The organism is Azospirillum endophyticum (assembly GCF_016595245.1).
In the GTDB taxonomy this organism is placed as follows: domain Bacteria; phylum Pseudomonadota; class Alphaproteobacteria; order Azospirillales; family Azospirillaceae; genus Azospirillum; species Azospirillum endophyticum.
In genome coordinates this window covers 44,570-67,463 of the sequence record NZ_JAENHM010000061.1, presented here as the reverse complement: position 1 = coordinate 67,463, position 22,894 = coordinate 44,570, and the positions used below count along the sequence as shown (strand labels likewise).

Genomic DNA, 22,894 nt, shown 5'->3' with positions numbered 1-22,894 from the left:
GCGTTTTCCTCACCCCGAGGCAACCTGCCGCACGTCCACAGAGATATGTTGATACGTTAGCGGGGCGGGAGAGGGTGATTATCGCCATGGGCGATCACCCTTATTGGCGCAGGCCAGGGGTATCCGCCGCCGGCAGGAAGACCGGCACGACGGCTTCGACCTGTCCGGCGACGCGGGTGCGGTGGATGGGGATGCCGTAGAGGCGGGCGAGGTTGGCTTCGGTCATGACCGCATCCGCCGGCCCCTGGAGATGCTCCTCCACCCCCATCATCAGCAGGGCCTCGTCGGCGACGCACAGCGCATGCTGGGGCAGGTGGGTGCTGAACAGGATGGCGTGCCGTCCGTCGCGGCGCAGCCGCTCGATGACCCTCAGCAGCAGCGCCTGGTTGGCGAGGTCGAGGGCGGAGGCCGGCTCGTCGAGGATCAGCAGGTCGGCCCCCGTCACCAGGGCGCGCGCCAGCATGACGATCTGGCGCTCGCCGCCCGACAGGCGGCTGAACGGGCGCTCGGCGAAGCGCAGGCCGTCGACCTGGGCCAGCGCCTCCTCCGCCGCGCGGTAGTCGGCGCGGTTCGGCGCGCCGAACAGGCCGATCCGCCGCGCCCGGCCCATCACCACCACGTCGAGGCAGCGGTAGGGCACGGTGTCGCCGATCGACTGCGAGACGTAGCCGATGGCGGCCGGCGCGCGGCGGCGGCCCTCGGCCAGCGGCAGCAGCCCGGCGAGCGCGCGGATCAGCGTGGTCTTGCCGCGGCCGTTGGGGCCGAGCACGGCGAGGCAGCGGCCGGCCGACAGGGCGAGGCCGAGATGGCGGAAGATCCACCGCTCGCCGCGCCGCACCCCGGCATCCTCCAGCCTAATCTCCAGCCCGGTCATTCGCCCATCTCCTGCTTCTGCCGGCGCCGCAGCAGCAGCGCGAAGATCGGGGCGCCGACGATGGCGGTCAGCACGCCGAGCGGGATTTCCGCCGTGGTCGCGGTGCGGGCGATGGTGTCGATCAGCAGCAGATAGGCCCCGCCCATCAACGCCGAGGCCGGGATCAGGACGCGGTGGTCGGACCCGACCAGCAGCCGGGCGAAATGCGGGACCACCAGCCCGACCCAGCCGATCACGCCGGAGAAGGCCACCACCGTCGCCTCGACCAGCGCCACCGCGGCGAAGATCAGCCAGCGGTCGCGCTCCACCCGCACGCCCAGCATGCGGGCGTCGTCCTCGCCCAGCGACAGCAGGTTGATGCGGAAGCGCATCGCCCAGATCGCCAGCATCCCGGCCAGGATCACCGGCACCGCCAGCAGGGTCTGGCGCCAGCCGGAGGCGGCGAAGCTGCCCATCAGCCAGAACACGATGGCCGGCAGCGAGCTGTCGGGATCGGCGACGAACTGCGCCATCGACACCAGCGCGCTGAACAGCGCCGACACAACGACGCCGGTCAGCACCACGGTGACGACGCCGCTGCGCCCGTCGATGCGGGCGAGCAGCCCGACCAGCAGCAGGGCGGCGCAGCCGGCAACGAAGGACAGCCCGACCAGCGCCGCCCCCGACAGGCCGAGCAGGATCGCCACCGCCCCGCCGAGCGAGGCGCCCGACGACACGCCGAGGATGTGCGGCGACACCAGCGGATTGCGGAAGACGCCCTGCAGGGCGGCGCCGCACAGCGCCAGCCCGGCGCCACAGGCCGCCGCCATCAGCACGCGCGGCAGGCGGACGAGCAGGACGATGCGTTCCTGCAAGGAACTCCAGTCGGCGTCCAGTCCGCCGGGCAGCAGCTGCGCCGCGACGATGCGCAGCGCCGTGGCCGGCGGGATGGAGAGCCGGCCGGCGCACAGCGCCACCAGCATCATCGCCAGCAGCCCAGCCGCCATCGCCGCCAGCAGCCAGGGCCGGCCGGGCAGGGAGGCGGAATGGGCGGAAGCGGTATCAGGGGCCGACGATGCGGTCATAGTTCAGCGTCCCCCTGTTGACGTCGGCCAGCAGCAGCCGGTCGATCTCGGCGTCGGTCGGATCAGAGCCATAGACCAGCGAGAGGCCGCGCCGCACCTCGGCCCGCAGGTCGTAACCATTGGCGTCCGGGTGGAACAGCTTGGCCAGCCACAGCCAGAGCAGCGGGTTCTCGGCGTTGGGCGGCTCCCAGCGGAAGGCGCCGACCAGCACCTTGTAGACCCGCCCCGCCTTCGCCGCGGCGGTGCCGGACAGCAGCGGGTCGTTGCGGATGTCGGCCGGCTGGAGGTCGCGGTCGGCGCTGTTCAGCAGGATCACCTCCGGGTCCCAGATCATGATCTGCTCGGCGGTAACGGTGATCGAGCCGCTGCGCTCGGCGGCGAGGTTGCGGCCGCCGGCCGCGGCGATGGCGAAATCGGTCGGCGTCCCCTTCCCGGTCACCACCAGATGGCCGGCGAGCCTGGACAGGAACAGCACCGTCGGCGTCTTGCCGGCAGTCTTTTCGGGGCGGCGGATGCGCGCCAGCACCTCGTCCCGCCAGCCGATCAGGGCCTCGGCCCGTTCGGGATGCCCGGTCAGATCGGCCATCAGGCGGATGTTGCGGCGGGTGGTCTCCTCGTCGCCATAGACGACCAGCGCGGTCTTCAGCCCGGCCTCGGCCAGCGGCGAGACGACCTGCGGCCCCAGCTCGCCCCGTTGCAGCACGAGATCCGGCTCCAGCGCGGCGATGGCCTCGACGTTCGGCATGAAGGCCGACTTGCCGGCGCTGAGCAGCGAGGCGGGGAGCTGGTTCAGCCGGGGAAACAGCCGGCCGAGCAGGCCGCCCTTCGCCACCTCGGCCACCGTCTGGTGCATGCCGACCAGCCGGTCGGCCGAGCGGTCGGCGGCCATCACCGTCGGGGCGGAGGGGGCGGGAAGCGCCACGATCCGCTCCGCCGGTTTCGACAGGACGATTTCGTTGCCGGCGAGGTCGGTGGTGCGGATCTCCGCCGCCCCGCCCAGGCTGGGTGCCAGGGCCAGCAGCAGAGCGGCGGCGGCCAGGGCGGAGGGCGGCATCCAGCGCATCAGAAGCTGACCCGGGTCTGGAACACCGCCTGCAACGGTTCGCCGATGGCGACGCCGAGATTGTTGACCGCCGAGGTGTAGTAGGTCTTGTCGAAGATGTTCTTGACGTTGACCTGGAAGCTGACCGGCGTGCCGTGGACGTCGGTGTCGTAGGCGGCGAAGGCGTCGGCGACGACGTAGGAGGGCAGGTAGAAGCTGTTGGCGGCATCGCCGGCGCGCTTGCCGGCATAACGGGCGCCGCCGCCGACGCGGAGCGCGGTGCTGCCCAGCACGGGACCCAGATCATGGGTGACGAACAGCGAGGCGGTGCTGCGGGCGACGTTGGACAGCCGGTTGCCCTGGTAGAGCGGATCCTTGGTCACCTGGGCGTCGAGCAGGCTGTAGCTGCCGATGACGCTCCAGCCCGGCGCCACCTCGCCGGCGACGTCGATTTCGAAGCCGCGCGAGCGCACGGCGCCGGCGGTGCGGTTGACGGTCAGGCCGTTGACCACTTCCGAATAGAGCACGTTGCGCTTGCGCAGGTCGAACAAGGCGGCGGTGGCGGTCAGGCCGCGAGCCAGCTCGACCTTGGCGCCGACCTCATAGGCGTCGCCCTCCTCCGGCGGCAGGGCGCCGAGATAGCTGGAGATCGAGGAGTTCGGGCGGAAGCTCTGGCTCCAGCTCGCGTAGACCGACGCGTCGGGCGTGACCTTGTAGACCACGCCGGCACGGGGCACGAGCTTGCCGTCCTGCACGTCGGTGTTGGCGCGGAAGGGCCGCCCGCGGCCGGCATACTGGTCGTAATACTGGTAGCGCAGGCCGCCCAGCACGATCCAGCGGTCGCCGAGCTCAATCGAATCCTGGGCGTAGACCGACGAGGTCTCCAGCCGTTCGGTCTGGTCGCTGTCGGTCGCCACCACGTTGCGGCTGATCGGCAGACGGCCGTAGACCGGCCGGTAGATGTTGAAGGCGGCGGAGGTGGGCCCTCGGATCAGGTCGGTGCGCAGCGTGTCGCTGTAGTCGTAGGAGGCGCCGAACAGCAGCTGGTGGCGCAGGCCGGCGAAAGTCACCTTGCCGTTGAGGTCGGCGCGGACCGCATGGACGTCGACGTTGGAATCCTGGGTGGCGTCGGCGCGCCGGGTCAGCACCCCGGTGCGGGCGTTGTAGGCGGTGACGCGCGCCTGGTCGTCCTTGTACCAGTTGTGGCTGTAGGCGTAGTTGACGCTGGCGGTCCAGTCGGGGTCGATCTTGTGGCTGATGCCGATGCGGGCGAGATGGGTGAAGCCGCTGGTGACGTTGTAGGGCTCGTCGAAGCGTTCCCGCTTCGACACCGGCACCGCCTTGCCGGTCGCGGGATCGAAGATGGTGCCGCGGTCGAAGGGCACCTGATAGCGGGTGTATTCGTAGCCGAGCGTGATCGTGGTGTCCTCGCCGTACCAGGCGAGCGACGGGGCGACGGTCTTCTGCCGGATGCGGCCGAAGTTGCGCCAGTAGGCGGTGTCCTGGATGTCGCCGACGAAGCGGTAGGCGAGGTTGGAGCCGGCGGCCAGCGGCCCGGTGACGTCGACCTGCCCGCCGCCGCCGCCGAAGCTGCTGCCCCAGGCCTGGGCCTCGCCGCGCTGGGTCAGCTCGGGCGTCTTGCTGACGACGTTCACCAGCCCGCCGGGATCGAGGATGCCGTAGAGCATCGAGGCCGGCCCCTTCAGGACCTCGACGCGGTCGGCCCCGGCGGTGAAGCTGCGCGGCATCGCCGTCCGCAGGCCGTCGCGCATGGTCGAGCCGTCGCGGTTGTCGCCGAAGCCGCGCTTCATGAAGGCGTCCTGGGTGCCGCCCAGCGTGTTGCCCTGGGTGACGCCGCTGACATTCGCCAGCGCCTCGTCCAGCGTGCGGGCGGCCTGATCCTTGAGGACGGGGGCCGCCACCACGTTGACCGCCTGCGGCACGTCGAGCAGCGGCGTGTCGGTCCCGGTGGCGAGCGAACTGCGCTTGGGCTGGTAACCGTCGGTGGCGGCGCCTTGGCCGATCAAGGTGATCGGGCCGAGCTCCAATGCCGTTCCGCTCTTTGCGGGGGCGATGTCTTCGGCCTGGGCCGTCGCGGCATGAGTGGAGGCAATGGCTGCGCAAGCAAAGCATGCGATTAGTTTCAAGGACTCCACGCGACGACCTTTCCCCAGCTTTGTCGATCCGATTGAAATCATGGATTGCGTCCCGACGACTTGGTCGCCGGGACGCTCCAGGAATTCCTTCGGATGCGAATAAACCAAACGGATAGGCAATGCAAATAATTATCAATATCGTTGTTTGGGGTACCAGCGGAGTGTTGCCGGCACTTCCCCGCGGGGGACGGGCTGGCGGGACTCGTGGACGCGCCGCCTACCGCAGAGCCACGTCGCCGCCCGGTGCCTTCAGGGCGAGGTCGAAAAGCGGCCGGCCGGGACCGGAAAGCCATTGCTCCAGGCTCAGCAAATCCCCGAACTCCTCGCGCAGGGCCGGATGTCGGCGGCGCCCGCGCATCGGCCGTCGTCGACGAGTTCGGCGAGGCGGACGAGCAGCCTGTTCCGTTCGAGAAGGCCGTCGGGGAAGCGGCGGTAGGTGATCGGCCTGCCGGCGGCTCGGCTGAAGAGATCCTGCAATCCGTTCCCCGTCATGGCGTCGCCGGCGATCTCGATGGTCCGGCCGCCGAAGCGGTCGGGATCCGAAAAGATCGTCGCGACGATCTTCCTGATGTCGTCCACCGCGATACACTGCATCGCCTGATCGGGGCGCATGAGGAACGCGTAGGTGCCCTGATCGAGACCCATGCCCGGCAGCATCAACATTTCCATGAAGGCCGCCGGACGGACGATGGTGCTGCGGATGTCGAGGTTCCGGATATGGGTCTCGATCTCCGTCTTGCTGTCGAAATGGCCCGCTTCCGAGGGGGGACATCCCAGAAGCGGAGATCGGGGGAACGGGGCTGGCGGCCCTTCAGGCGGCACCGGGAATGCGGGCGATGACCTTGATCTCGAAATCGAAACCGGCCAGCCAGGTCACGCCCACCGCCGTCCAGTTCGGGTAGGGCGGCCCGCCGATGACCTCGTTGCGCACCGCCATGATGCTGTCGAGTTGGGCGGCGGGGTCGGTGTGGAAGGTGGTGACGTCGACGACGTCGTCGAGGGTGCAGCCGGCAGCCTCCAGCACGGTCAGGAGATTCTTGAAAGCCAGCCGCACCTGGGTCTCGAAGACGGGCTCCGGCGATCCGTCGGCGCGGCTGCCGACCTGTCCGGAGACGAACAGGAGATCGCCGGAGCGGATCGCCGCGGAGTAGCGGTGCTTCTCATAAAGCGCGTGGCGGCCTTCCGGAACGATGGCTTCAGGTCGGGTCATTGCTTTCTTCCTCTTTGCAGAGCGGCAAGGGGGTGAGCCGGCAGACGGTTCGCATCCGGCTTCACAGTCGGGGTGCGTTTTGATATACGCTCCGTATGTGAATGACATCACACATACGCGCCGTATGTCAATGATCACATACGGCGCGTATGTCGAGGAAGGGAGGAGGGCGATGGCTGGGAAGCGACGGGCCGAGATGATGGAGGAGACCCGTACCAAACTGATCAGATCCGCGCGCAGGGCCTTTTCCGAGAAGGGCTATGCCGCCGCCTCGATGGACGAACTGACGGCGGAGGCCGGGCTGACGCGCGGGGCGCTCTATCACAATTTCGGCGACAAGCGGGGGCTTCTGCAGGCGGTCGTCGACCAGATCGACGGGGAGATGGCGGCTCGCGCCCAGGCGGTCGGGGCGCGGGCGGAGACCGAGTGGGACGGTCTGCTGGCGGAAGGCGTCGCCTATATCGAGATGGCGCTGGAGCCCGAAGTGCAGCGCATCGTGCTGCTCGACGGACCGGCGTTCCTCGGCGATCCGTCGCAATGGCCGAGCCAGAACGGCTGCCTGCAGGTCACATTGCAGAAACTGGAGGGGCTGATCGCACAAGGCACCGTCAGGCCGGTGGACGCCGAAGCGGCCGCCCGGCTGCTGAACGGGGCGGCGCTGAACGCCGCGCTGTGGGTCGCGGCCAGCGACCAGCCGCAAGAGGTGCTGGCCAAGGCCGTCGAGGCGTTCCGCGTCCTGGCCGGGGGCCTGCTGGCGGCCCCCGGGTAAGGGGCGGCGCCCGCGTCCCTCGTCGTTTACGCGGTCAACCGACCGTCTGCAGCGTCTGGCGGACCCACGCGACCAGCGCCGGCAGCGGCATGGCACCGGCGGTGCGGGCGATCTCGCGGCCGTGACGGACCAGGACCAGCGACGGGATGCTGCGGATGCCGAAGCGGCCGGCGAGGTCGGGCGAGGCCTCGGTGTCGATCTTGGCGAGGCGGACCTGGGGTTCGAGCTGGGCCGCGGCCTGGGCGAAGACGGGGGCCATCATGCGGCAGGGGCCGCACCAGTCGGCCCAGAAGTCGATCAGCAGCGGCAGGTCGCCATGCTCGGCATGGGCGGCGAAGCGGCGGGCGTCGAGCGCCACCGGCTTGCCTTCGAACAGCGCCTTGCCGCAGCGGCCGCATTTGCCGCCGCCGAGCCGGGCCGGCGGCACGCGGTTCAGGGTGTCGCAGTGCGGACAGGCGATGTGCAGGCTGTCGGTGCTTGTGGACGACTGACCGGCTGTGGATGAGTTGGCGGCGGGCGGCATGGCGAGGATCCTTTCCCTTGGCCCCTGGCAGCGGTTCCACCGTCGATGTATGGGGGCGGACCCGCCCACTCAAGATCCGCGCAAGAGGGGCGGGCCTAGTCCTGCCGGCCCATCAGGCCTTCCAGCTTTGCGAAATCCACATATTGCGCCGGCCGGTCCTTCAACAGGTCCGGGCTCGCCTGGGCGTTCTCCCGCGCGCATTCGGTGACGTAGCGGGCCAAGAGGTCGCGCATGACCTCGGCCAAAGGCGTTTGCCGCTGGCGTGCGTAATTCTTGGCGACATCTTTGATTCTGCGGTCAACACGCAAAGAGATCGTCGCCTTCTTTGGATGAAACGGATCTCCGATCATGACGATCCCCCACCGATCCTGCCAATCTACATGAACTGGCCTCGTCATTTGGATATGCCGGATCGGCGGTGGATACAAGGATCCATGGGCGGACGGGCAATAAAACTTGGGGATGATAACTTGTGAATTTGTGTGGATAAAATTTCGTCCGGTTTTCTTCTCCACAGAATCTGTGGATAGATGTGTGCGCAATTCCCGAACAGAATCATCCGCACCCTTCCGGCCGGCCTGTCCGGTCTGTGGATGAGTGGGTTTGCCTATTTTTTAGGCGAAACTGCCGGTCCGCCGGTCCCCCAGCCGCCGACCAGCCGCAGCCGCCCGTCGGGCGAGAGGTCGGGCAGGACGGACAGCACGGTCTGCTCCGTCAGTTCGCCGATCTGGCGGCGCTTGGCACGGGCAGTGGCGATGGCGGCGTTCAGGGAGTCGAAATCCACGGGCTCGGCCTGGAGCAGGCTGCGGACCCGCTGTCCGTCCTCGCGGTAGTCCTGGCTCAGGGCGTCATAGCGCGGGCGCAGCGGCTCGAAGACGGCGCGCAGCCGGGCGGCATCGGCGTCGGACAGGTCGGCGGCCACATGCTCGACGAAGCGGTCGGGCATCGGCCGGTAGGGCGGGGGCTTGCCGGTGTTGCCGACCAGCATGGCGCCCAGGATGGCACCCAGGAACAGGTTCAGCGCCAGCGACACCAGTGCCAGCCGGCGCAGGCTTATCCGTTGCCGGAGGCTGGCCAGGAAGGATGGCTGCAGGCGACGGGGGGCGGCGGCACCGCTCATCGGGACTCTCCGTCGAACAGGGTGACGACCTCGTCGTTCAGCAGGGCCAGTTCCTGGCCTTGCCGCGGGGTGGCGGCGGGGCCGGCGAGATGGCCGGCGACCCAGCCCCCGGTCAGCCAGCCCAGCGCCAGCAGGGCGACGCAGAAGCCGGCCACCCTTTGCCGCGGTATCCGGCCGAGCAGGACCATGATCACGCCCTCCTGCGGCTTGCCGCGTGCGGCGGTACCGACCGCCGACAGCAGGCGGTCGACGCGGGCATCCTCCACCACCAGCATAGGACTAGCCAGCAGCCCGTCGAAGGACTGCGCGTCCTCCAGGGCGATGCGCAAAGCGGGGGAACGGGCGAGCGCGGACTCGGCCGCGGCGCGCAGGTCAGGCGGCCAGCGCTCCGGAGAGGCGCCGTAATCGTCCAGATGGCGGAGGAAGTCTTCGTCGGTCATGGCATCCTCCCTCACGCGGGATCGGGGCTGAGCGTCGCCTTCAGCGCGGCCCGGGCGCGGGCCAGCAGCGAGGCGAAGGCGCTTTCGCTCATGGTCAGGATCTCTGCGGCTTGGCGCAGGCTGAGTCCTTCCTGGTGGAACAGCACGACGGCGGCGCGCTGGCGGTCGGGCAAGGCGGCCAGCGCCCGGTTGACCCGCTCGGCGGTCTGGCGCTCGGCGATGCGGGTCAGCGCGTCGGGCGCCTCGTCGGGTGGATCCCCGGCATCTTCCAGCGGCGACCAGCCGGGGTGGCGACCGCGGTCGATGGCGAGGTTCACCACGACGCGGTAGAGCCAGGTGGTGAAGGCGGCCCGCGCCCCGTCCCAGCGGCCGGCATGCTGCCAGACCCGCAGGAAGGCCTCCTGCGCGATCTCGTCGGCGTCGGAGGGGTTGCCGGTCATCCGCTGGGCCAGCGCCACGGCGCGGCGCATGTGGCGGGCGGCCAGCCGGTCGAAGGCGGCGGCGTCGCCGCCGGCCACGCGGCCCATCAACGCGTCGTCGCTATCCTCCGCCACCGGGGCTCCGCTCCTGCCGTGGGCGAGAACTATGCCCAAGAGGGAGGAGAGGTGCCACCTCCCTCTCCCCCCCGCTCTCGCGCAAACGAAGTTTGCGCTGACGCGACAGGCGGACCTCTGGTCCGCCGAAAGCGGGGAGAGGGTCGGGGTGAGGGGGATGCATTGCGGGATTTTCGGGAAAGGGCCGCCGCGCGACCCCCTCACCCTAACCCTCTCCCCGGGGGGGAGAGGGGATCTTGTCAGGTGGAGGAGGATCAAAGCATCCATCCGCCGCCCCCTATTCCGCCGGGGCGGCGATGGCGTGGCGGCGCTTGCGCCGCAGGGCCAGCCGTTCCAGGGTCAGATAGACCACCGGCGTGGTGTAGAGCGTCAGCATCTGGCTGACCAGCAGCCCGCCGATGATGGCGATGCCGAGCGGACGGCGGAGCTCGCCGCCGGTCCCAAAGTCGAAGGCCAAGGGCACGGCGCCGAGCAGCGCCGCCATCGTCGTCATCATGATCGGGCGGAAGCGGACCAGACCGGCCTCGCGGATCGCCTCCAGCGGCGACAGGCCGCGCGTCCGCTCCGCCTCCAGGGCGAAGTCGATCATCATGATCGCGTTCTTCTTGACGATGCCGATCAGCAGGATGATGCCGATCAAGGCCACGATCGACAGGTCGTAGCCGGTCAGGATCAGCGCGATCAGCGCCCCCAGACCGGCCGAGGGCAGGGTCGACAGGATGGTCAGCGGGTGGATCAGGCTTTCGTACAGCACGCCCAGCACGATGTAGATGGTGATCAGCGCCGCCAGGATCAGCAGCGGCTGGCTGGAGGAGGATTGCTGGAAGGCGCGCGCGTCGCCCTGGAAGCCGGCGCGGATGCTGGCCGGCATGCCGATGTCCTCGGCCGCGCGCTGGATCAGCTCGGTCGCCTGGGACAGCGAGACGCCGGGGGCGAGGTCGAAGGTCAAATTGGCGACCGGGAAGCCGCTCTGGTGCTGGATGCTGGCCGCCTGGTTGCCGATGACGACGCGCGACACCGCCGATAGCGGCACCATGCCGCCGCGGCCCGCCACATAGATGCGCTTGAGGTCGTCGGGGCCGAGCGCTTCCGACGGCTCGACCTCCAGCACAACCTTGTGCTGGTTCTGCGCCAGATACATGGTCGAGACCTGCCGCTGGCCGAAGGCGTCGTAGAGCGTCGATTCCAGGGCGCTGAGCGACACGCCGAGGCGGGTGGCGGCGTCGCGGTCGACGATGACGTTGGCCTGGATGCCGCCGTTCTGGCGGTCGTTGGCGACGTCGACCAGCTCCGGCAGGGTGCGCATCTTGTCGACCAGCTTGGGCGCCCACTCGTTCAGCGCATTGATGTCGGAATCCTGCAGGCTGTAGCGGTACTGGCTGCGGCCCTGGAAGCCGCCGACGCGGATGTCCTGCACCGGCGTCAGGTAGAGCTGTACCCCCGGCACCCGGCCGGCGCGCTGGCGCAGCCGCTGGGTGACGGTGGCGAGGTCGTCGCGTTCCGCCTTCGGTTTCAGCCCGATGAAGATCTGGCCGGAATAGGTGCCGCCCGGACCGCCGCCGCCGATGGTGCCGCCGACGCTGTCAACCGCCGGGTCGCCGGCCACCGCGTCCTGCAGGGCCTGCTGGCGCGTCACCATGGCGCGGAAGGAGATGTCCGGCGGTGGGTCGCTGAAGCCGATCAGCAGGCCGGTGTCCTGCTGCGGCACGAAGCCCTTGGGCACCTGCCCGTAGAGCCAGACGCTGACGCCGATGATCGCCGCGGTCGCCACCAGCATGGTGCGGCGGTGGGCCAGCACCCAGTCCAGCCCGCTGGCATAGAGGCCGAACAGCCGGTCGCCGATCCAGGCGAGCGCACGGGCGAGGCGGCCGGGGGGACCGCGTTCCGCCTCCGGCTGCAGCAGATGGGCGCACATCATCGGGGTCAGGGTCAGCGATACCACCGCCGAGACGGCGATGGCGACCGACAGCACCACGGCGAACTCGCGGAACAGCCGGCCCTGGATGCCGCCCATGAACAGGATGGGGATGAAGACGGCGACCAGCGACAGGCTGATCGACACCACGGTGAAGGCGACCTGCCGGGCGCCCTTGACCGCCGCCTCGAAGGGCTTGGTGCCCTTCTCGATGTGGCGGACGATGTTCTCGATGACGACGATGGCGTCGTCCACCACGAAGCCGACCGAGATGGTCAGCGCCATCAGCGAGAAATTGTCCAGGCTGTAGCCGACGATCCACATCACCCCGCAGGTGCCGGCCAGCGACAGCGGCACCGAGGCGGCCGGGATCACCGTCGCCCACAGCCGGCGCAGGAACAGCGCCATCACCATCACCACCAGCGCCACCGTGACCGCCAGCGTCTTCTGCACGTCGTCGATGGAGGCGCGGATGGTCGGCGTGCGGTCGGTGCGCACCGACAGGCTGACGCCCGGCGGCATCCAGCCGCGCAGCGTCGGCAGCTCTGCCCGGATGAGGTCGACCGTGTCGACCACGTTGGAGCCCGGCTGCTTCTGGATGTTGATCAGGATCGCGCGCTGGCCGTCCTGCCAGGCGGCGGTGCGGCTGTTCTCCGGCGCCTCGATCACGTCGGCGACGTCGCCCAGCCGAATGGTGGCGCCGTTCTTCTCGGTCACGATCAGCTTACGGTAGGCATCGGCCCCGAACAGCTGGTCGCTGGCGCCGATCGACCAGGATTCATGCGTGCCGTCGAAGCTGCCCTTGGCGCCGTTGGCGTTGGCCTGGGAAATGACGCTGCGGATCGTTTCCAGGCTGACGCCCATGTTGGCCGCGGCGGTGGCGTTCACCCGCACCCGCACCGCCGTCTTCTCCGCCCCGTTGATCGAGACCTGGGCCACCCCCTCGATCTGGCTCAGCCGCTGGCCGATGATGCTGTCGGCAAGATTGTAGAGCTCCGCCGGGGCCAGCGTGGTCGAGGTCATGGCGAGCGTCATCACCGGCGCGTCGGCCGGGTTGATGCGCCGCATCCGAGGCGGGCTCGGCAAATCGGCCGGCAGGTCGCCGCCGGCGGCGTTGATGGCGGCCTGGACGTCGCGCGACGCCGCCTCGACATTGCGGTTGAGGTCGAACTGGACGACGACGGTGGTGCTGCCGAGCTTGCTGTTGGAGGTCATCTCCGACACGCCGGCGATGCGGGAGAGGCGGCGTTCCAGCGGCGTGGCGACGGAGGCCGCCATGGTTTCCGGGCTGGCGCCGGGCAGCGCGGCGGTGACGATGATGGTGGGGAATTCGACCTGCGGCAGCGGCGCCACCGGCAGGAAGCGGTAGGCCACGGCACCGAGGATCATCAGCCCGACCATCAGCAGCGCCGTGCCGACCGGCCGCCGGATGAACAGGGCGGAGAGCGAGGATGCGGAGGGGAGAAGATTTGGGGGGAGCATGGCCGGCTACTCCGCCGCCGCCCGGCCGGCGGAGGCGTCGTTGCCCGGTTCCGCCGCGTCCTTCCGCCGCCACGGCCGCAGCCAGCGGCCCAGCCGCTTGCCGAGACGGTCCATGTAGAGATAGACCACCGGCGTGGTGTAGAGCGTCAGCACCTGGCTGAGCAGAAGCCCGCCGACGATGGCAATGCCCATCGGCTTGCGCAGCTCCGACCCGGTGCCGTTCTCCAGCGCCAGCGGCAGGGCGCCGAGCAGCGCCGCCATGGTCGTCATCATGATCGGGCGGAAGCGCAGGAGCGACGCCTCGTAGATCGAGCGTTCCGGCGCCATGCCCTGGTTGCGCTCCGCCTCCAGGGCGAAGTCGATCATCATGATGGCGTTCTTCTTGACGATGCCGATCAGCAGCACGATGCCGACCAGCGCGATCAGCGACAGGTCGTGGCCGGTCGCCATCAGCGCCAGCAGGGCGCCGATGCCGGCGGACGGCAGGGTCGACAGGATGGTGATGGGGTGGATCGTGCTCTCGTACAGCACGCCCAGCACGATGTAGACGGCGACCACCGCCGCCAGGATCAGCCAGGGCTGGGTGTCGAGCGAGGCGCGGAACTCGGCGGCCGTGCCGGCGAAGCGGGCGGTCGCGGTGTCGGGCATGCCGATGCTGTCGCGTGCCTGCTGGATCGCCGCCACCGCCGCCCCCAGCGAAACGCCGTGCGCCACGTTGAAGGACAGGGTGACGGAGGGGAACTGGCCCTGGTGGGTGATGACCAGCGGCGCGGTCCTGCGCTCCACCGACACGATGGCGTTCAAGGGAACGACGGTGCCGCCGCTGGCCTTCACATAGATCTTGGACAAGGACGCCGGGTCCATCTGGAAGGACGGCTCGACCTCCAGGATCACGCGGTACTGGTTGGTCTGGGTGTAGATGGTCGAGACCTGACGCTGGCCGAAGGCGTCGTACAGCGTGTCGTCGATGGCCTGTGGCAGCACATGCAGGCGGCTGGCGGCGTCGCGGTCGATGGTGAGATAGACCTGCAAGCCGTCCGGCTGCTGGTCGGTCGCCACGTCGGTCAGTTCCGGCCTTGCCCGCAAGGCTTCCAGCAGGCGCGGTGTCCAGTTCTCCAGCTCGCGCGGGTCGGCGTCCTGAAGGACGTACTGGTACTGGGTGCGGCTGACGCGGCTGTCGATCTGCACGTCCTGCACCGCCTGCATGAACAGCGACACGCCCTTCAGGTCGGAAGTCGCGGCGCGCAGCCGGGCGATGATCTCCTCCGCCGAGGAACTCCGCTGGTCGCGCGGCTTCAGCGCGATGGTCAGGTTGCCGGTGTTGGTGGTGGCATTCACCGTGCCGGTGCCGACGAAGCTCGCCACCCCGGCCACGTCGGGATCGCGCCGCACGATGTCGGCGACCTCGCTCTGGCGCTCCGCCATCGCCTTGACCGAGATCGAGGGGGCGGCGTCGGTGACGCCGATGATGACGCCGGTGTCCTGCTGCGGCAGGAAGCCCTTGGGCACCACGTCGTAGAGGTAGAGGGTGGCGGCCAGCGTCGCGATGGTGACCATCAGCGTCGCCGGCTGGTGGCGCAGCACGAAGCGCAGCGAGGCGGCATAGCCGTTCAGCAGCGCGTCGAAGCCGCGCTCGGTCCAGCGGAACAGGCCGTTGGGCTTGGTCTCGGTTTCCGGTTTCAGCAGGCGGGCGCACATCATCGGCGTCAGCGTCAGCGAGATCACCGCCGACACCAGCACGGCGATGGACAGCGTGATGGCGAATTCGCGGAACAGCCGGCCGACCACGCCGCCCATGAACAGCAGCGGGATGAACACCGCGATCAGCGACAGGGTCAGCGACACGACGGTGAAGCCGATCTGGCGGGCGCCCTTCAGCGCCGCCGGCAACGGCTTCTCGCCCTCCTCGATGTAGCGGACGATGTTCTCGATCATCACGATGGCGTCGTCGACGACGAAGCCGGACGCGATGGTCAGCGCCATCAGCGACAGATTGTCCAGGCTGAAGCCGCAGAGCGCCATGATGCCGAAGGTGCCGATCAGCGACAGCGGCAGGGCCGCCGCCGGGATCACCGTCGCCCACGCCTTGCGCAGGAACAGGAAGATCACCAGAACCACCAGCCCGGCGGTCAGCACCAGCGTCTTCTGCACGTCCACCACCGAGGCGCGGATGGTCTCCGTCCGGTCGGTCAGCACCGCCATGTGGATCTGCGGCGGCAGGCTGGCCTGGAGCGACGGCAGCAGCTTGTGGATGCGGTCCACCGTGTCGATGATGTTGGCGCCGGGCTGGCGCAGCACGTTCAGCAGCACCGCCGGTCTGCCGTCGTGCCAGGCGGCCAGCCGGGTGTTCTCCACCGAATCGACCACGGTGCCGATGTCGGTCAGCCGCACCGGGCCGCCGTTCTTGTAGGCGACGATGATCGGGCGGTAGGCGGCGGCATTCTCGATCTGGTCGTTGACGCCGATCGACCAGGACTGGCGCGGGCCGTCGAAGCTGCCCTTCGGGGCGTTGACATTGGCCTGGGTGATGGTGGTCCGCACATCCTCCAGCGTCAGCCCCAGACCGGCGACGGCGGCCGGGTTGACCTGCACGCGGACGGCGGGGCGCAACCCGCCCTCGATCCCGACATAGCCGACGCCGTCGACCTGGGACAGCTTCTGCGCCAGCAGCGTGTCGGCGGCGTCGCTGACGGTCTCCAGCCGCAGGCTGTCGGAACTCAGCGCCAGCACCATCACCGGCGTGTCGGCCGGGTTGACCTTGTCGTAGACCGGCGGGTTCGGCAGCCCCTTGGGCAGGGTGCCCGACGCGGCGCTGATCGCCGACTGCACGTCCTGCGAGGCGGCGTCGATGTCGCGGGTCAGGTCGAATTGCAGGGTGATGACCGACAGGCCGAAGGAGCTGGTCGACACCATCGAGGAGATGCCGGCGATCTGGCCGAGCTGGCGTTCCAAGGGCGCGGTGACCGAGGAGGCCATGACGTCGGGGGCGGCGCCCGGAAGCTGGGTGGTGACGCGCACCGTCGGGAAATCGACCGTCGGCAGCGAGGAGATCGGCAGGGTGCTGTAGCCCAGCAGGCCCAGCAGCACCACCGCCAGCATCAGCAGGCCGGTGGCGACCGGCCGCAGGATGAAGGGGGCGGAGATGTTCATGAGGGCTGCCGTCCCTCGCGCGGTCCGGTGGGAGCGGGGGCGGAGCCGTTGTTCTCGCGCTGCTGCTGGCGTTCGCGCCGCCGTTCCTCGCGGGCGGCGGGGTCTTGTTGCCGGTTGGCGGGGGCGGCCTCCGGTGCGGTGGTGGCGGGAGCGATGCCGGTGGGGGCGGCGCCGGCTGGGGCCGCCGAGGCGATGGGGTCGACGATGCGGATCTTGGAGCCGGGCTGCAGGCGGTACTGGCCGTCCACCACCACGCGCTCGCCGGGGGTCAGGCCCTCCTCGACGATGGCCTTGGTCTCCTCCTGGCGGGCGACCTTGATCGGGCGCTGCTCCACCGTCAGGTCGTCCTTGATGACGTAGGCGTAGGTGCCCTGCGGTCCGCGCTGCACCACGGTGGCGGGCACCGTGGTGGCGCCGCGGCGGATGGTGGAGAGCAGGCGGACATTGACGAACTGGCCCGGCCACAGCTTCTGCGGGTCGTTGGGCATCTCGGCCTTGAGCCGGATGGTGCCGGTGCCGCTGTCGATCAGATTGTCCACCACCGCCAGCTTGCCGGTGTCGAGCATGCGGCGGCCTTCGCGGTCCTGCGCCTCCACCGTGACCGACCCCTGCGCCTGGGCGGCCAGCACCGCCTGGAGCTGTTTCTCCGGCAGGGTGAAAAGGACGGCGATGGGCTGGATCTGCGTGATGGTGGCGATGCCGTTCTGGTCGCTGGCCCGCACCACGTTGCCCTGGTCGACGTTGCGCAGGCCGATGCGGCCGCTGAGCGGGGCGGTGACGGTGGTGTAGTTGAGCTGGACCTGCACCGCCTCGATCGCCGCCTCGTCGGCGCGGATCTGCGCCTCGTACTGGGTGACCAGGGCGCGCTGGGTGTCCACCGTCTGGCGCGAGGCGAATTCCTTCAGCCCCATGTTGCGGTCGAGGTCGCGGCGGGCGTTGGCGAGCTGAGCCTCGTCCTGCGCCTTCTTGGCGACCGCCTGGGCCAGTTGGGCCTGCAGCGGGCGGGAATCGATGGTCGCCAGCAGGTCGCCGGCCTTGACCAGCTGGCCTTCCTGAAGCGAGACGCGCTGAAGCTCGCCGTCGACGCGGGCGCGCACGGTGACCGTGTTGAAGGCCTGGACCGTGCCGATGCCGTCGAACCAGATCGGCACGTCCTCGCGCGCCACGGTGCCGGCCTGCACCGCCACCACGCTGTTGCGCGCGTTGCCGGAAGAGCCGCCGCGCGGACCGGGAGGCTGGCCCGGCTGCGCCGTCGCCGGAGGCGCCAGCTTCTGCTGGACCGTGTAAGCGACGCCGCCGACCAGACCGGCGAGAACAACGCCGGTGACCACCGGCTTCCAACGAATCGTCATGACCTGTCCCGACGCTTGCCCCGACGTTCGACCGCACGGCGCTTTCGGCCGCTCCGGTCTTTTTGTCCATCCTTATACGGAGCGTCGGGGCGGATTCGTCGGGGGTGGCGAAGATTTTTTGCACGGGGGGCATCCGATCCTCCGCGGCGGATCGCGGCGATGGCAGCTTTTACGGGGTGGCGTCGTCCGCCGGATCGGTGCGGTCGTTTACCAGGATCTCCGCCGCAAGGGCTTCCTCGTATCGGTCCAGATGCTTGATGATCGCGGACTTGAGGGAATCGAGGTCCGCAGGCCCGTCATCGACCAGAGAAGCCAGGCCCGGATCGGTGCGGAGCAGGCGCGACGGCAGCAAGTGGGTGCGGCGTTTCTCATAGGAGAGATACGGGTCCTCCCGCTTCGCGGCGGCGAGGATGCCGTCGATGGTCTTGCCTCGTTCGAGGAACGACCAAAGATCGAACAGGTCGCGCGATGTCGTCCGACGCAGGATGAGCTGAGATTTGAGCAGGAAAATGCCGTCCGGCGGCATCGCCTTGACGCAATGCAGGCACGACGGCTCCAGCGCGTAGGCTTCGTGCCGCTTCGGTGAATAGTCGGCGAAGAAGGTCAGCTTGACGCCGGTCTCCGCTCCGCCAGTCCGGCAGAGCCAGTCCTGCTGGGTGTCGGCAAGGTCTTCGCCGTCGTTCTCGGCATACATACGCGCCATCTCGCTGGAGATGTCCGAGATCCGCCAGCCCAGGGCAGTGAGCCGATCAAGAATGGTCCGGCAGCTCTCGCGCGGCAGTTGGTTTCCTGGGATGGCAAAATCGAGATCCTCGCTGCGGCGATGCTCCCATGCCAGCGCCAGGGCCGTGCCTCCGATCAGCGTGAATTGACCGATTTCCGGACAGGAGGAGATTGCATCAAGCAGCCGCTTGGTTTCGCCCGGCAGGCAGTCGACGCGCAGCATCGCGGAACCCCTTCTCGATGTTGGTCAGGCGATAACGCCACTCCGACGCCAGCACCGAAGGGACCTCCCTATCCGTTTCGAGGTCGTTCAGGACGCGGCGCACCCGGCCGACGCCGTAGGATTTGCAAAGACGGGCAACGTCCCTGAACGTCGGCCGGGCAAGCGTCATGGCGATCAGGTGGTCGGCGTCGAACGTGCCGCTGGGATTGCTCCAGGCCCGGTTGAAGGCAAGACGCGGTTGCTGGTCAGGCAGGATGCGGTAGAGGCCGCGCTGGATGGGTTCGATTTTCTCGGCGGCAACCAGTTTCCTGAGCGCACGGCTTACCGTCGATGCGGGCCCGTAACGCCCGACCAGCGTCCCAGATGCGACGGTCGCAGCGCCGCTGCGCCGCAGGTCGTGCAGGAGCCGCATCGGCAAGGTTCCGTTCATCAGCGTTGCCATGATTTGACATCCAAAGGAAATCATCGGCAGATATCAATATGATAGATTGAATTTGACGAGTCAAGAAGCGGCCCGCCGCCGATGAGTGGATGCGCTCTGTCACGACGGCAGCCCCTTGGTGACGATAGCCGTCTTGCCGGATGCCCGATGACGCAGATGCACCCCCGCGGTTCACTGCCGGCATGATGCGATTGCCCCGCCGCATACTCGAATAGGTATTGAAGATAAGAATCATTTGCATTATGACGGCCTCCAACTGCGAATGATTATTATTCGTTCTGGGGGCGAACACGTGAAGAGACGAGTGGACGGTGGCCGGATGTCGCGGGGGGCGGCGTTCGGCGCCATGGTGCTGGGCGGCCTGATGGTGCCGGCGGCAGCGGGCGCGCAGAGCACCGACGGTGTAGGCAGCGGCGCCGCCGTGCAGATGCCGGCGGTGACGGTGACCGGGCGGGGCGAAACGGCGCTGTCGCCGGTGACCGGCTATGTCGCCAACCAGCAGGCGACCGGCACCAAGACCGACACCCCGCTGATCGAGACACCGCAGTCGATTTCGGTCATTCCGGCCGACCAGATCCGCGACCAGAACGCGCAGACGCTGAATCAGGTGGTGCGCTACACCGCCGGCGTCACGGCGGAGACGCGCGGCGCGGTGGCGACCCGCTATGACCAGCTGAAGATCCGCGGCTTCGACGCCGACACCTATCTGAACGGGCTGAAGCTCCAGTCGCTCTATTACGCGGCGCCGCAGATCGACCCCTATCTGCTGGAGCGGGCGGAGGTGCTGAAGGGTCCGACCTCCGTGCTATACGGACAGGCGCAGCCCGGCGGCTTGATCAATCAGGTTTCCAAGCGCCCGACCGCCAGCGCGCTGAACGAGGTCGGGGTCGAATACGGCACCGACAACCACTGGCGCGGCACCGCCGACTTCTCCGGCCCGATCGACAAGGACGGCAAGTTCCTCTACCGCCTGACCGCCGTCGGCCTCAGCGAGGACGGCCAGATCCGGATGACGGAGAACGAGCGCATCGCCGTCGCCCCCTCCTTCACCTGGAGGCCGGACGCCGAGACCAGCCTGACCCTGCTGGGCTTCTACCAGCACGACCCGAAGGGCAATTCCTATGGCGGCATCCCGCCGCAGGGCACGGTGCTGCCCAACCCGCTGGGCAGGATTCCGGTCGATTTCTATGACGGCGACCCGAATTACGAGAAGTTCGACCGCCGTCAGGCCTCGGTCGGCTACGCCTTCGACAAGAAGCTGAGCGACGTCTGGACCATGCGGCTGAACGGGCGCTGGCTGAACGCCAAGGTCGCCTACGACAGCCTCTACGCCAACGGCCTCGACGCCGACAACCGCAGCCTCTACCGCGGCATCGCCACCTCGCGGGAGGAGATGAACGCCTACACCTTCGACAACCAGATCGAAGGGCGCTTCTCCACCGGTCCGGTCAGCCACACGCTGCTGGCCGGCGTCGACCACCAGCGGCTGGACGGCCATTACACCGCCGGCTTCGGGCTGGCGCCGTCGCTGGACGTGTTCAACCCGGTCTACGGCATCGCCGTCACCCCGCCGGCGGCCAGCCGCACCGACATCGACGGCCGCCAGACCGGCATCTATCTCCAGGACCAGATGAAGCTGGGCGGTTTCGTCCTGACGGTCGCCGGTCGCCGCGACTGGGCGAAGACCACCTCCAACTCCGCCTTCGGCAGCAGCACCCAGTCCGATCAGGCCTGGACCGGCCGCGCCGGCCTGACCTATGTCTTCGAGAACGGCATCGCCCCCTATGTCAGCTATGCCGAATCCTTCACGCCCAGCAGCGGCGTCGATTTCGGCGGCACGCCGTTCAAGCCGGAGGAGGGGACCCAGTACGAGGTCGGCGTGAAGTACCAGCCGCCCGGCCTCAACAGCCTGTTCACCGCGGCGGTGTTCGACCTGACCCGCAGCAACCTGCTGACCAGCGACCCCGTCCATCCCGGCTTCTCCGTCCAGAGCGGCGAGGCGCGGTCGCGCGGCGTCGAGCTGGAGGCCAAGGTCGGCGTGACCAAGGATCTGGAGCTGATCGGCGCCTACACCTACCTCGACACCACATACACCAAGGACAATGGCGGGCTGGAGGGCAAGCGCCTGGCCGCGGTGCCGCGCCATCAGGCGTCGGCCTGGGCGATGTACCACATGCCCGACGGCACCCCGCTGACCGGCCTCGGCGTCGGCGCCGGCCTGCGCTACACCGGCAGCACGGCCAACACGGCCAATACCTTCAAGGTGCCGTCCTTCACCCTGGTGGACGCCACCGTGTCCTACGATCTCGGCGCCCTGTCGCCGAAGCTGCAGGGGGCGGAGGTCACCGTCAACGGCAAGAACCTGTTCGACAAGGAGTATGTCGCCTCCTGCTACTACGGCGACTGGTGCGCCTACGGCTATCGGCGGACGGTGACCGCCGGCCTGCGCTACCGCTGGTAAGCCTGCTTGCCGTCCCTCCTTCCCCCTTGGCAAAGGAAGCCGTCATGACGCCTGCGAGCCTGCGGGGCTGGCGCCTCGTCCACCGCTGGACCAGCCTGATCTGCTCGGCGAACCTGCTGATCCTCTGCGTCACCGGGCTGATCCTGGTGTTCCACCACGAGATCCAGCATCTGATGGGGGAGGATCTCGACAGCAGCTACACGGAGGGGCAGGCCCGCCTGCCGCTCCAGTCGCTGGTCGACATCGCGCAGAAGGCCGACCCGGCGCTGGTGCCGAAGATGCTGTCCTTCGACGCGGAGGACAAGGCGGTCAACTACATCTATCTCGGCAAGCCGGAGGAGAGCGGCTTCGACCTGGGGCGTTGGGTGGTGCTGAACGGCTTCACCGGGGCCAACCAGATGCTGAAGCAGCCGGAGGAGACGCTGGTCGGCTTTCTGCTGAAGCTGCATGTCGACTTGTTCACCGGCTTCGCCGGCCAGATGTTCGTCGGGGTGATGGGACTGCTGTTCGTGGTCAGCACGGTCAGCGGGCTGGTCGTCTACGGCCCCTTCATGAAGAAGCTGGCCTTCGGCATCCTGCGCTTCGGCCGGGGAACGCGGATCGGCAACATCGACCTGCACAATCTGTTCGGCGTGGCGACCCTGGTCTGGGCCTTCGTCGTCGGGCTGACCGGCGCCATCCTGTCCTTCTCGCCGCTGATCACCGGCTATTGGCAGAAGACCGAGCTGGCGGCGATGACCGCGCGCCATCCCGAACCGATGACCGGAAGCATGGTGTCGATCGACCGGGTGGCCGCGGCCGGGCTGGCGGCCTTTCCCGGCAAGGATCTGGCCTTCATCGCCTATCCCGGCAACGAATATGCCGGCAGCCGCCATTTCAGCGTGATCGTGCGCGGCCACACCGAACTGACCCAGCGGCTGCTGAGCGTCGCCCTGGTCGACGCCGAGACCGGGGTGGTCGCCGAGGCGGCCGGCACGCCCTGGTACATGACGGTGCTGATGCTGTCGGGGCCCTTCCATTTCGGCGATTACGGCGGGCTGCCGCTGCAGATCATCTGGGCGCTGTTCACCATCGTCACCGGCATGGTGACGGTGACCGGCTTCGTCGTCTGGCTGAAACGGCCGCGGGCACGGGCGGCGGCGGCCGGGCGCGGTGCGGCAGACGGCAAGATGCAGGACAAGCTGGGGAGCAAGGCATGACCGGCGTCTGGCGCATTCCGGCCGCATTGGCGGCGCTGTCCGTTTTCGGCCTGGCCGCCGCCATCCTGGGCGACGGCGTCTGGGACTGGCTGTGCTGGGCCACGCTGTCGGTGCCGCTGGCGGCTTGTGCCGTCAAGCTGTGGCGGCAATGGCCCGGCTTGAGTCTTCTGCGGAGTCCACCGGGAGCAAATTGAA

20 protein-coding genes are annotated in these 22,894 nt (G+C 68.7%); 4 read left to right on the top strand and 16 right to left on the bottom strand.

Going from position 1 to position 22,894, the window contains the following annotated elements; translation table 11 throughout:
• Positions 1 to 100: 100 nt before the first annotated feature.
• The 6 genes from JHL17_RS23360 to JHL17_RS23335 all read right to left on the bottom strand — a co-directional run bounded on the left by JHL17_RS23360 (position 101) and on the right by JHL17_RS23335 (position 6,346).
• Positions 101 to 874, bottom strand: a complete 774-nt coding sequence (locus JHL17_RS23360; protein ID WP_200196871.1) for an ABC transporter ATP-binding protein — start codon at positions 872 to 874, stop codon at positions 101 to 103.
• Positions 871 to 1,938 (bottom strand): FecCD family ABC transporter permease, encoded by a 1,068-nt coding sequence (locus tag JHL17_RS23355; RefSeq protein ID WP_200196869.1) that lies wholly within the window; start codon positions 1,936 to 1,938, stop codon positions 871 to 873. Before JHL17_RS23355 ends, JHL17_RS23360 begins: the two co-directional genes overlap by 4 nt.
• Positions 1,916 to 2,992 (bottom strand): ABC transporter substrate-binding protein, encoded by a 1,077-nt coding sequence (locus tag JHL17_RS23350; protein ID WP_200196867.1) that lies wholly within the window; start codon positions 2,990 to 2,992, stop codon positions 1,916 to 1,918. Before JHL17_RS23350 ends, JHL17_RS23355 begins: the two co-directional genes overlap by 23 nt.
• A gap of 8 nt (positions 2,993 to 3,000) precedes the next feature.
• A complete protein-coding gene (locus tag JHL17_RS23345; RefSeq protein WP_200196865.1) occupies positions 3,001 to 5,028 on the bottom strand; it encodes a TonB-dependent siderophore receptor in 2,028 nt (675 codons plus the stop codon).
• Between the two features lie 411 nt (positions 5,029 to 5,439).
• A complete protein-coding gene (locus JHL17_RS23340; RefSeq protein WP_200196863.1) occupies positions 5,440 to 5,958 on the bottom strand; it encodes an NmrA family NAD(P)-binding protein in 519 nt (172 codons plus the stop codon).
• A complete protein-coding gene (locus JHL17_RS23335; RefSeq protein WP_200196862.1) occupies positions 5,948 to 6,346 on the bottom strand; it encodes a RidA family protein in 399 nt (132 codons plus the stop codon). The genes JHL17_RS23340 and JHL17_RS23335 overlap by 11 nt, the downstream gene beginning before the upstream one ends.
• Before the next feature lie 172 nt (positions 6,347 to 6,518).
• On the opposite strand from JHL17_RS23335, the gene JHL17_RS23330 reads away from it, so the two are divergent.
• Positions 6,519 to 7,115: a TetR/AcrR family transcriptional regulator gene (locus JHL17_RS23330; protein WP_200196860.1), complete on the top strand. Its 597-nt coding sequence runs from the start codon at positions 6,519 to 6,521 to the stop codon at positions 7,113 to 7,115.
• A 34-nt stretch (positions 7,116 to 7,149) separates the two neighbouring features.
• Here JHL17_RS23330 and trxC read toward each other — a convergent pair whose 3' ends face one another.
• The 10 genes from trxC to JHL17_RS23280 all read right to left on the bottom strand — a co-directional run bounded on the left by trxC (position 7,150) and on the right by JHL17_RS23280 (position 19,039).
• Positions 7,150 to 7,638 carry a thioredoxin TrxC gene (trxC, locus tag JHL17_RS23325; protein WP_200196858.1) on the bottom strand — a complete coding sequence of 163 codons (489 nt, stop codon included), beginning with the start codon at positions 7,636 to 7,638 and terminating at the stop codon, positions 7,150 to 7,152.
• Positions 7,639 to 7,733: 95 nt separating this feature from the next.
• Positions 7,734 to 7,988 carry a hypothetical protein gene (locus JHL17_RS23320; protein WP_200196880.1) on the bottom strand — a complete coding sequence of 85 codons (255 nt, stop codon included), beginning with the start codon at positions 7,986 to 7,988 and terminating at the stop codon, positions 7,734 to 7,736.
• Positions 7,989 to 8,245: 257 nt separating this feature from the next.
• On the bottom strand, positions 8,246 to 8,758 hold the full coding sequence (locus JHL17_RS23315) for a periplasmic heavy metal sensor (protein ID WP_200196856.1): 513 nt from the start codon (positions 8,756 to 8,758) through the stop codon (positions 8,246 to 8,248).
• The gene (locus JHL17_RS23310; protein ID WP_211113536.1) at positions 8,755 to 9,198 is read right to left on the bottom strand and encodes a hypothetical protein; all 444 of its coding nucleotides are present in this window, start codon (positions 9,196 to 9,198) and stop codon (positions 8,755 to 8,757) included. The genes JHL17_RS23315 and JHL17_RS23310 overlap by 4 nt, the downstream gene beginning before the upstream one ends.
• Positions 9,199 to 9,209: 11 nt before the next feature.
• Positions 9,210 to 9,752: an RNA polymerase sigma factor gene (locus JHL17_RS23305; RefSeq protein WP_200196852.1), complete on the bottom strand. Its 543-nt coding sequence runs from the start codon at positions 9,750 to 9,752 to the stop codon at positions 9,210 to 9,212.
• A 277-nt stretch (positions 9,753 to 10,029) separates the two neighbouring features.
• Complete coding sequence (locus JHL17_RS23300) at positions 10,030 to 13,149, bottom strand: efflux RND transporter permease subunit (protein WP_200196850.1); 3,120 nt, start codon at positions 13,147 to 13,149, stop codon at positions 10,030 to 10,032.
• Positions 13,150 to 13,155: 6 nt separating this feature from the next.
• Positions 13,156 to 16,299 (bottom strand): multidrug efflux RND transporter permease subunit, encoded by a 3,144-nt coding sequence (locus JHL17_RS23295; protein WP_200196848.1) that lies wholly within the window; start codon positions 16,297 to 16,299, stop codon positions 13,156 to 13,158.
• A complete protein-coding gene (locus JHL17_RS23290) occupies positions 16,296 to 17,651 on the bottom strand; it encodes an efflux RND transporter periplasmic adaptor subunit (protein ID WP_200196847.1) in 1,356 nt (451 codons plus the stop codon). The genes JHL17_RS23295 and JHL17_RS23290 overlap by 4 nt, the downstream gene beginning before the upstream one ends.
• A gap of 169 nt (positions 17,652 to 17,820) precedes the next feature.
• Complete coding sequence (locus JHL17_RS23285) at positions 17,821 to 18,597, bottom strand: nucleotidyl transferase AbiEii/AbiGii toxin family protein (RefSeq protein WP_200196846.1); 777 nt, start codon at positions 18,595 to 18,597, stop codon at positions 17,821 to 17,823.
• A complete protein-coding gene (locus JHL17_RS23280; protein WP_200196845.1) occupies positions 18,551 to 19,039 on the bottom strand; it encodes a hypothetical protein in 489 nt (162 codons plus the stop codon). Before JHL17_RS23280 ends, JHL17_RS23285 begins: the two co-directional genes overlap by 47 nt.
• 292 nt (positions 19,040 to 19,331) lie before the next feature.
• Between JHL17_RS23280 and JHL17_RS23275 the strand changes: the two genes are divergently transcribed.
• From JHL17_RS23275 to JHL17_RS23265, 3 genes are read left to right on the top strand one after another with little or no spacing between them, the layout of a single operon-like run.
• Positions 19,332 to 21,500 (top strand): TonB-dependent siderophore receptor, encoded by a 2,169-nt coding sequence (locus tag JHL17_RS23275; protein ID WP_345773865.1) that lies wholly within the window; start codon positions 19,332 to 19,334, stop codon positions 21,498 to 21,500.
• Positions 21,501 to 21,544: 44 nt separating this feature from the next.
• On the top strand, positions 21,545 to 22,699 hold the full coding sequence (locus JHL17_RS23270; protein WP_247893760.1) for a PepSY-associated TM helix domain-containing protein: 1,155 nt from the start codon (positions 21,545 to 21,547) through the stop codon (positions 22,697 to 22,699).
• Entirely contained in the window at positions 22,696 to 22,893 is a 198-nt protein-coding gene (locus tag JHL17_RS23265; RefSeq protein WP_200196844.1) for a hypothetical protein, read from the top strand. The genes JHL17_RS23270 and JHL17_RS23265 overlap by 4 nt, the downstream gene beginning before the upstream one ends.
• The last annotated feature ends 1 nt before the right edge of the window (position 22,894 follow it).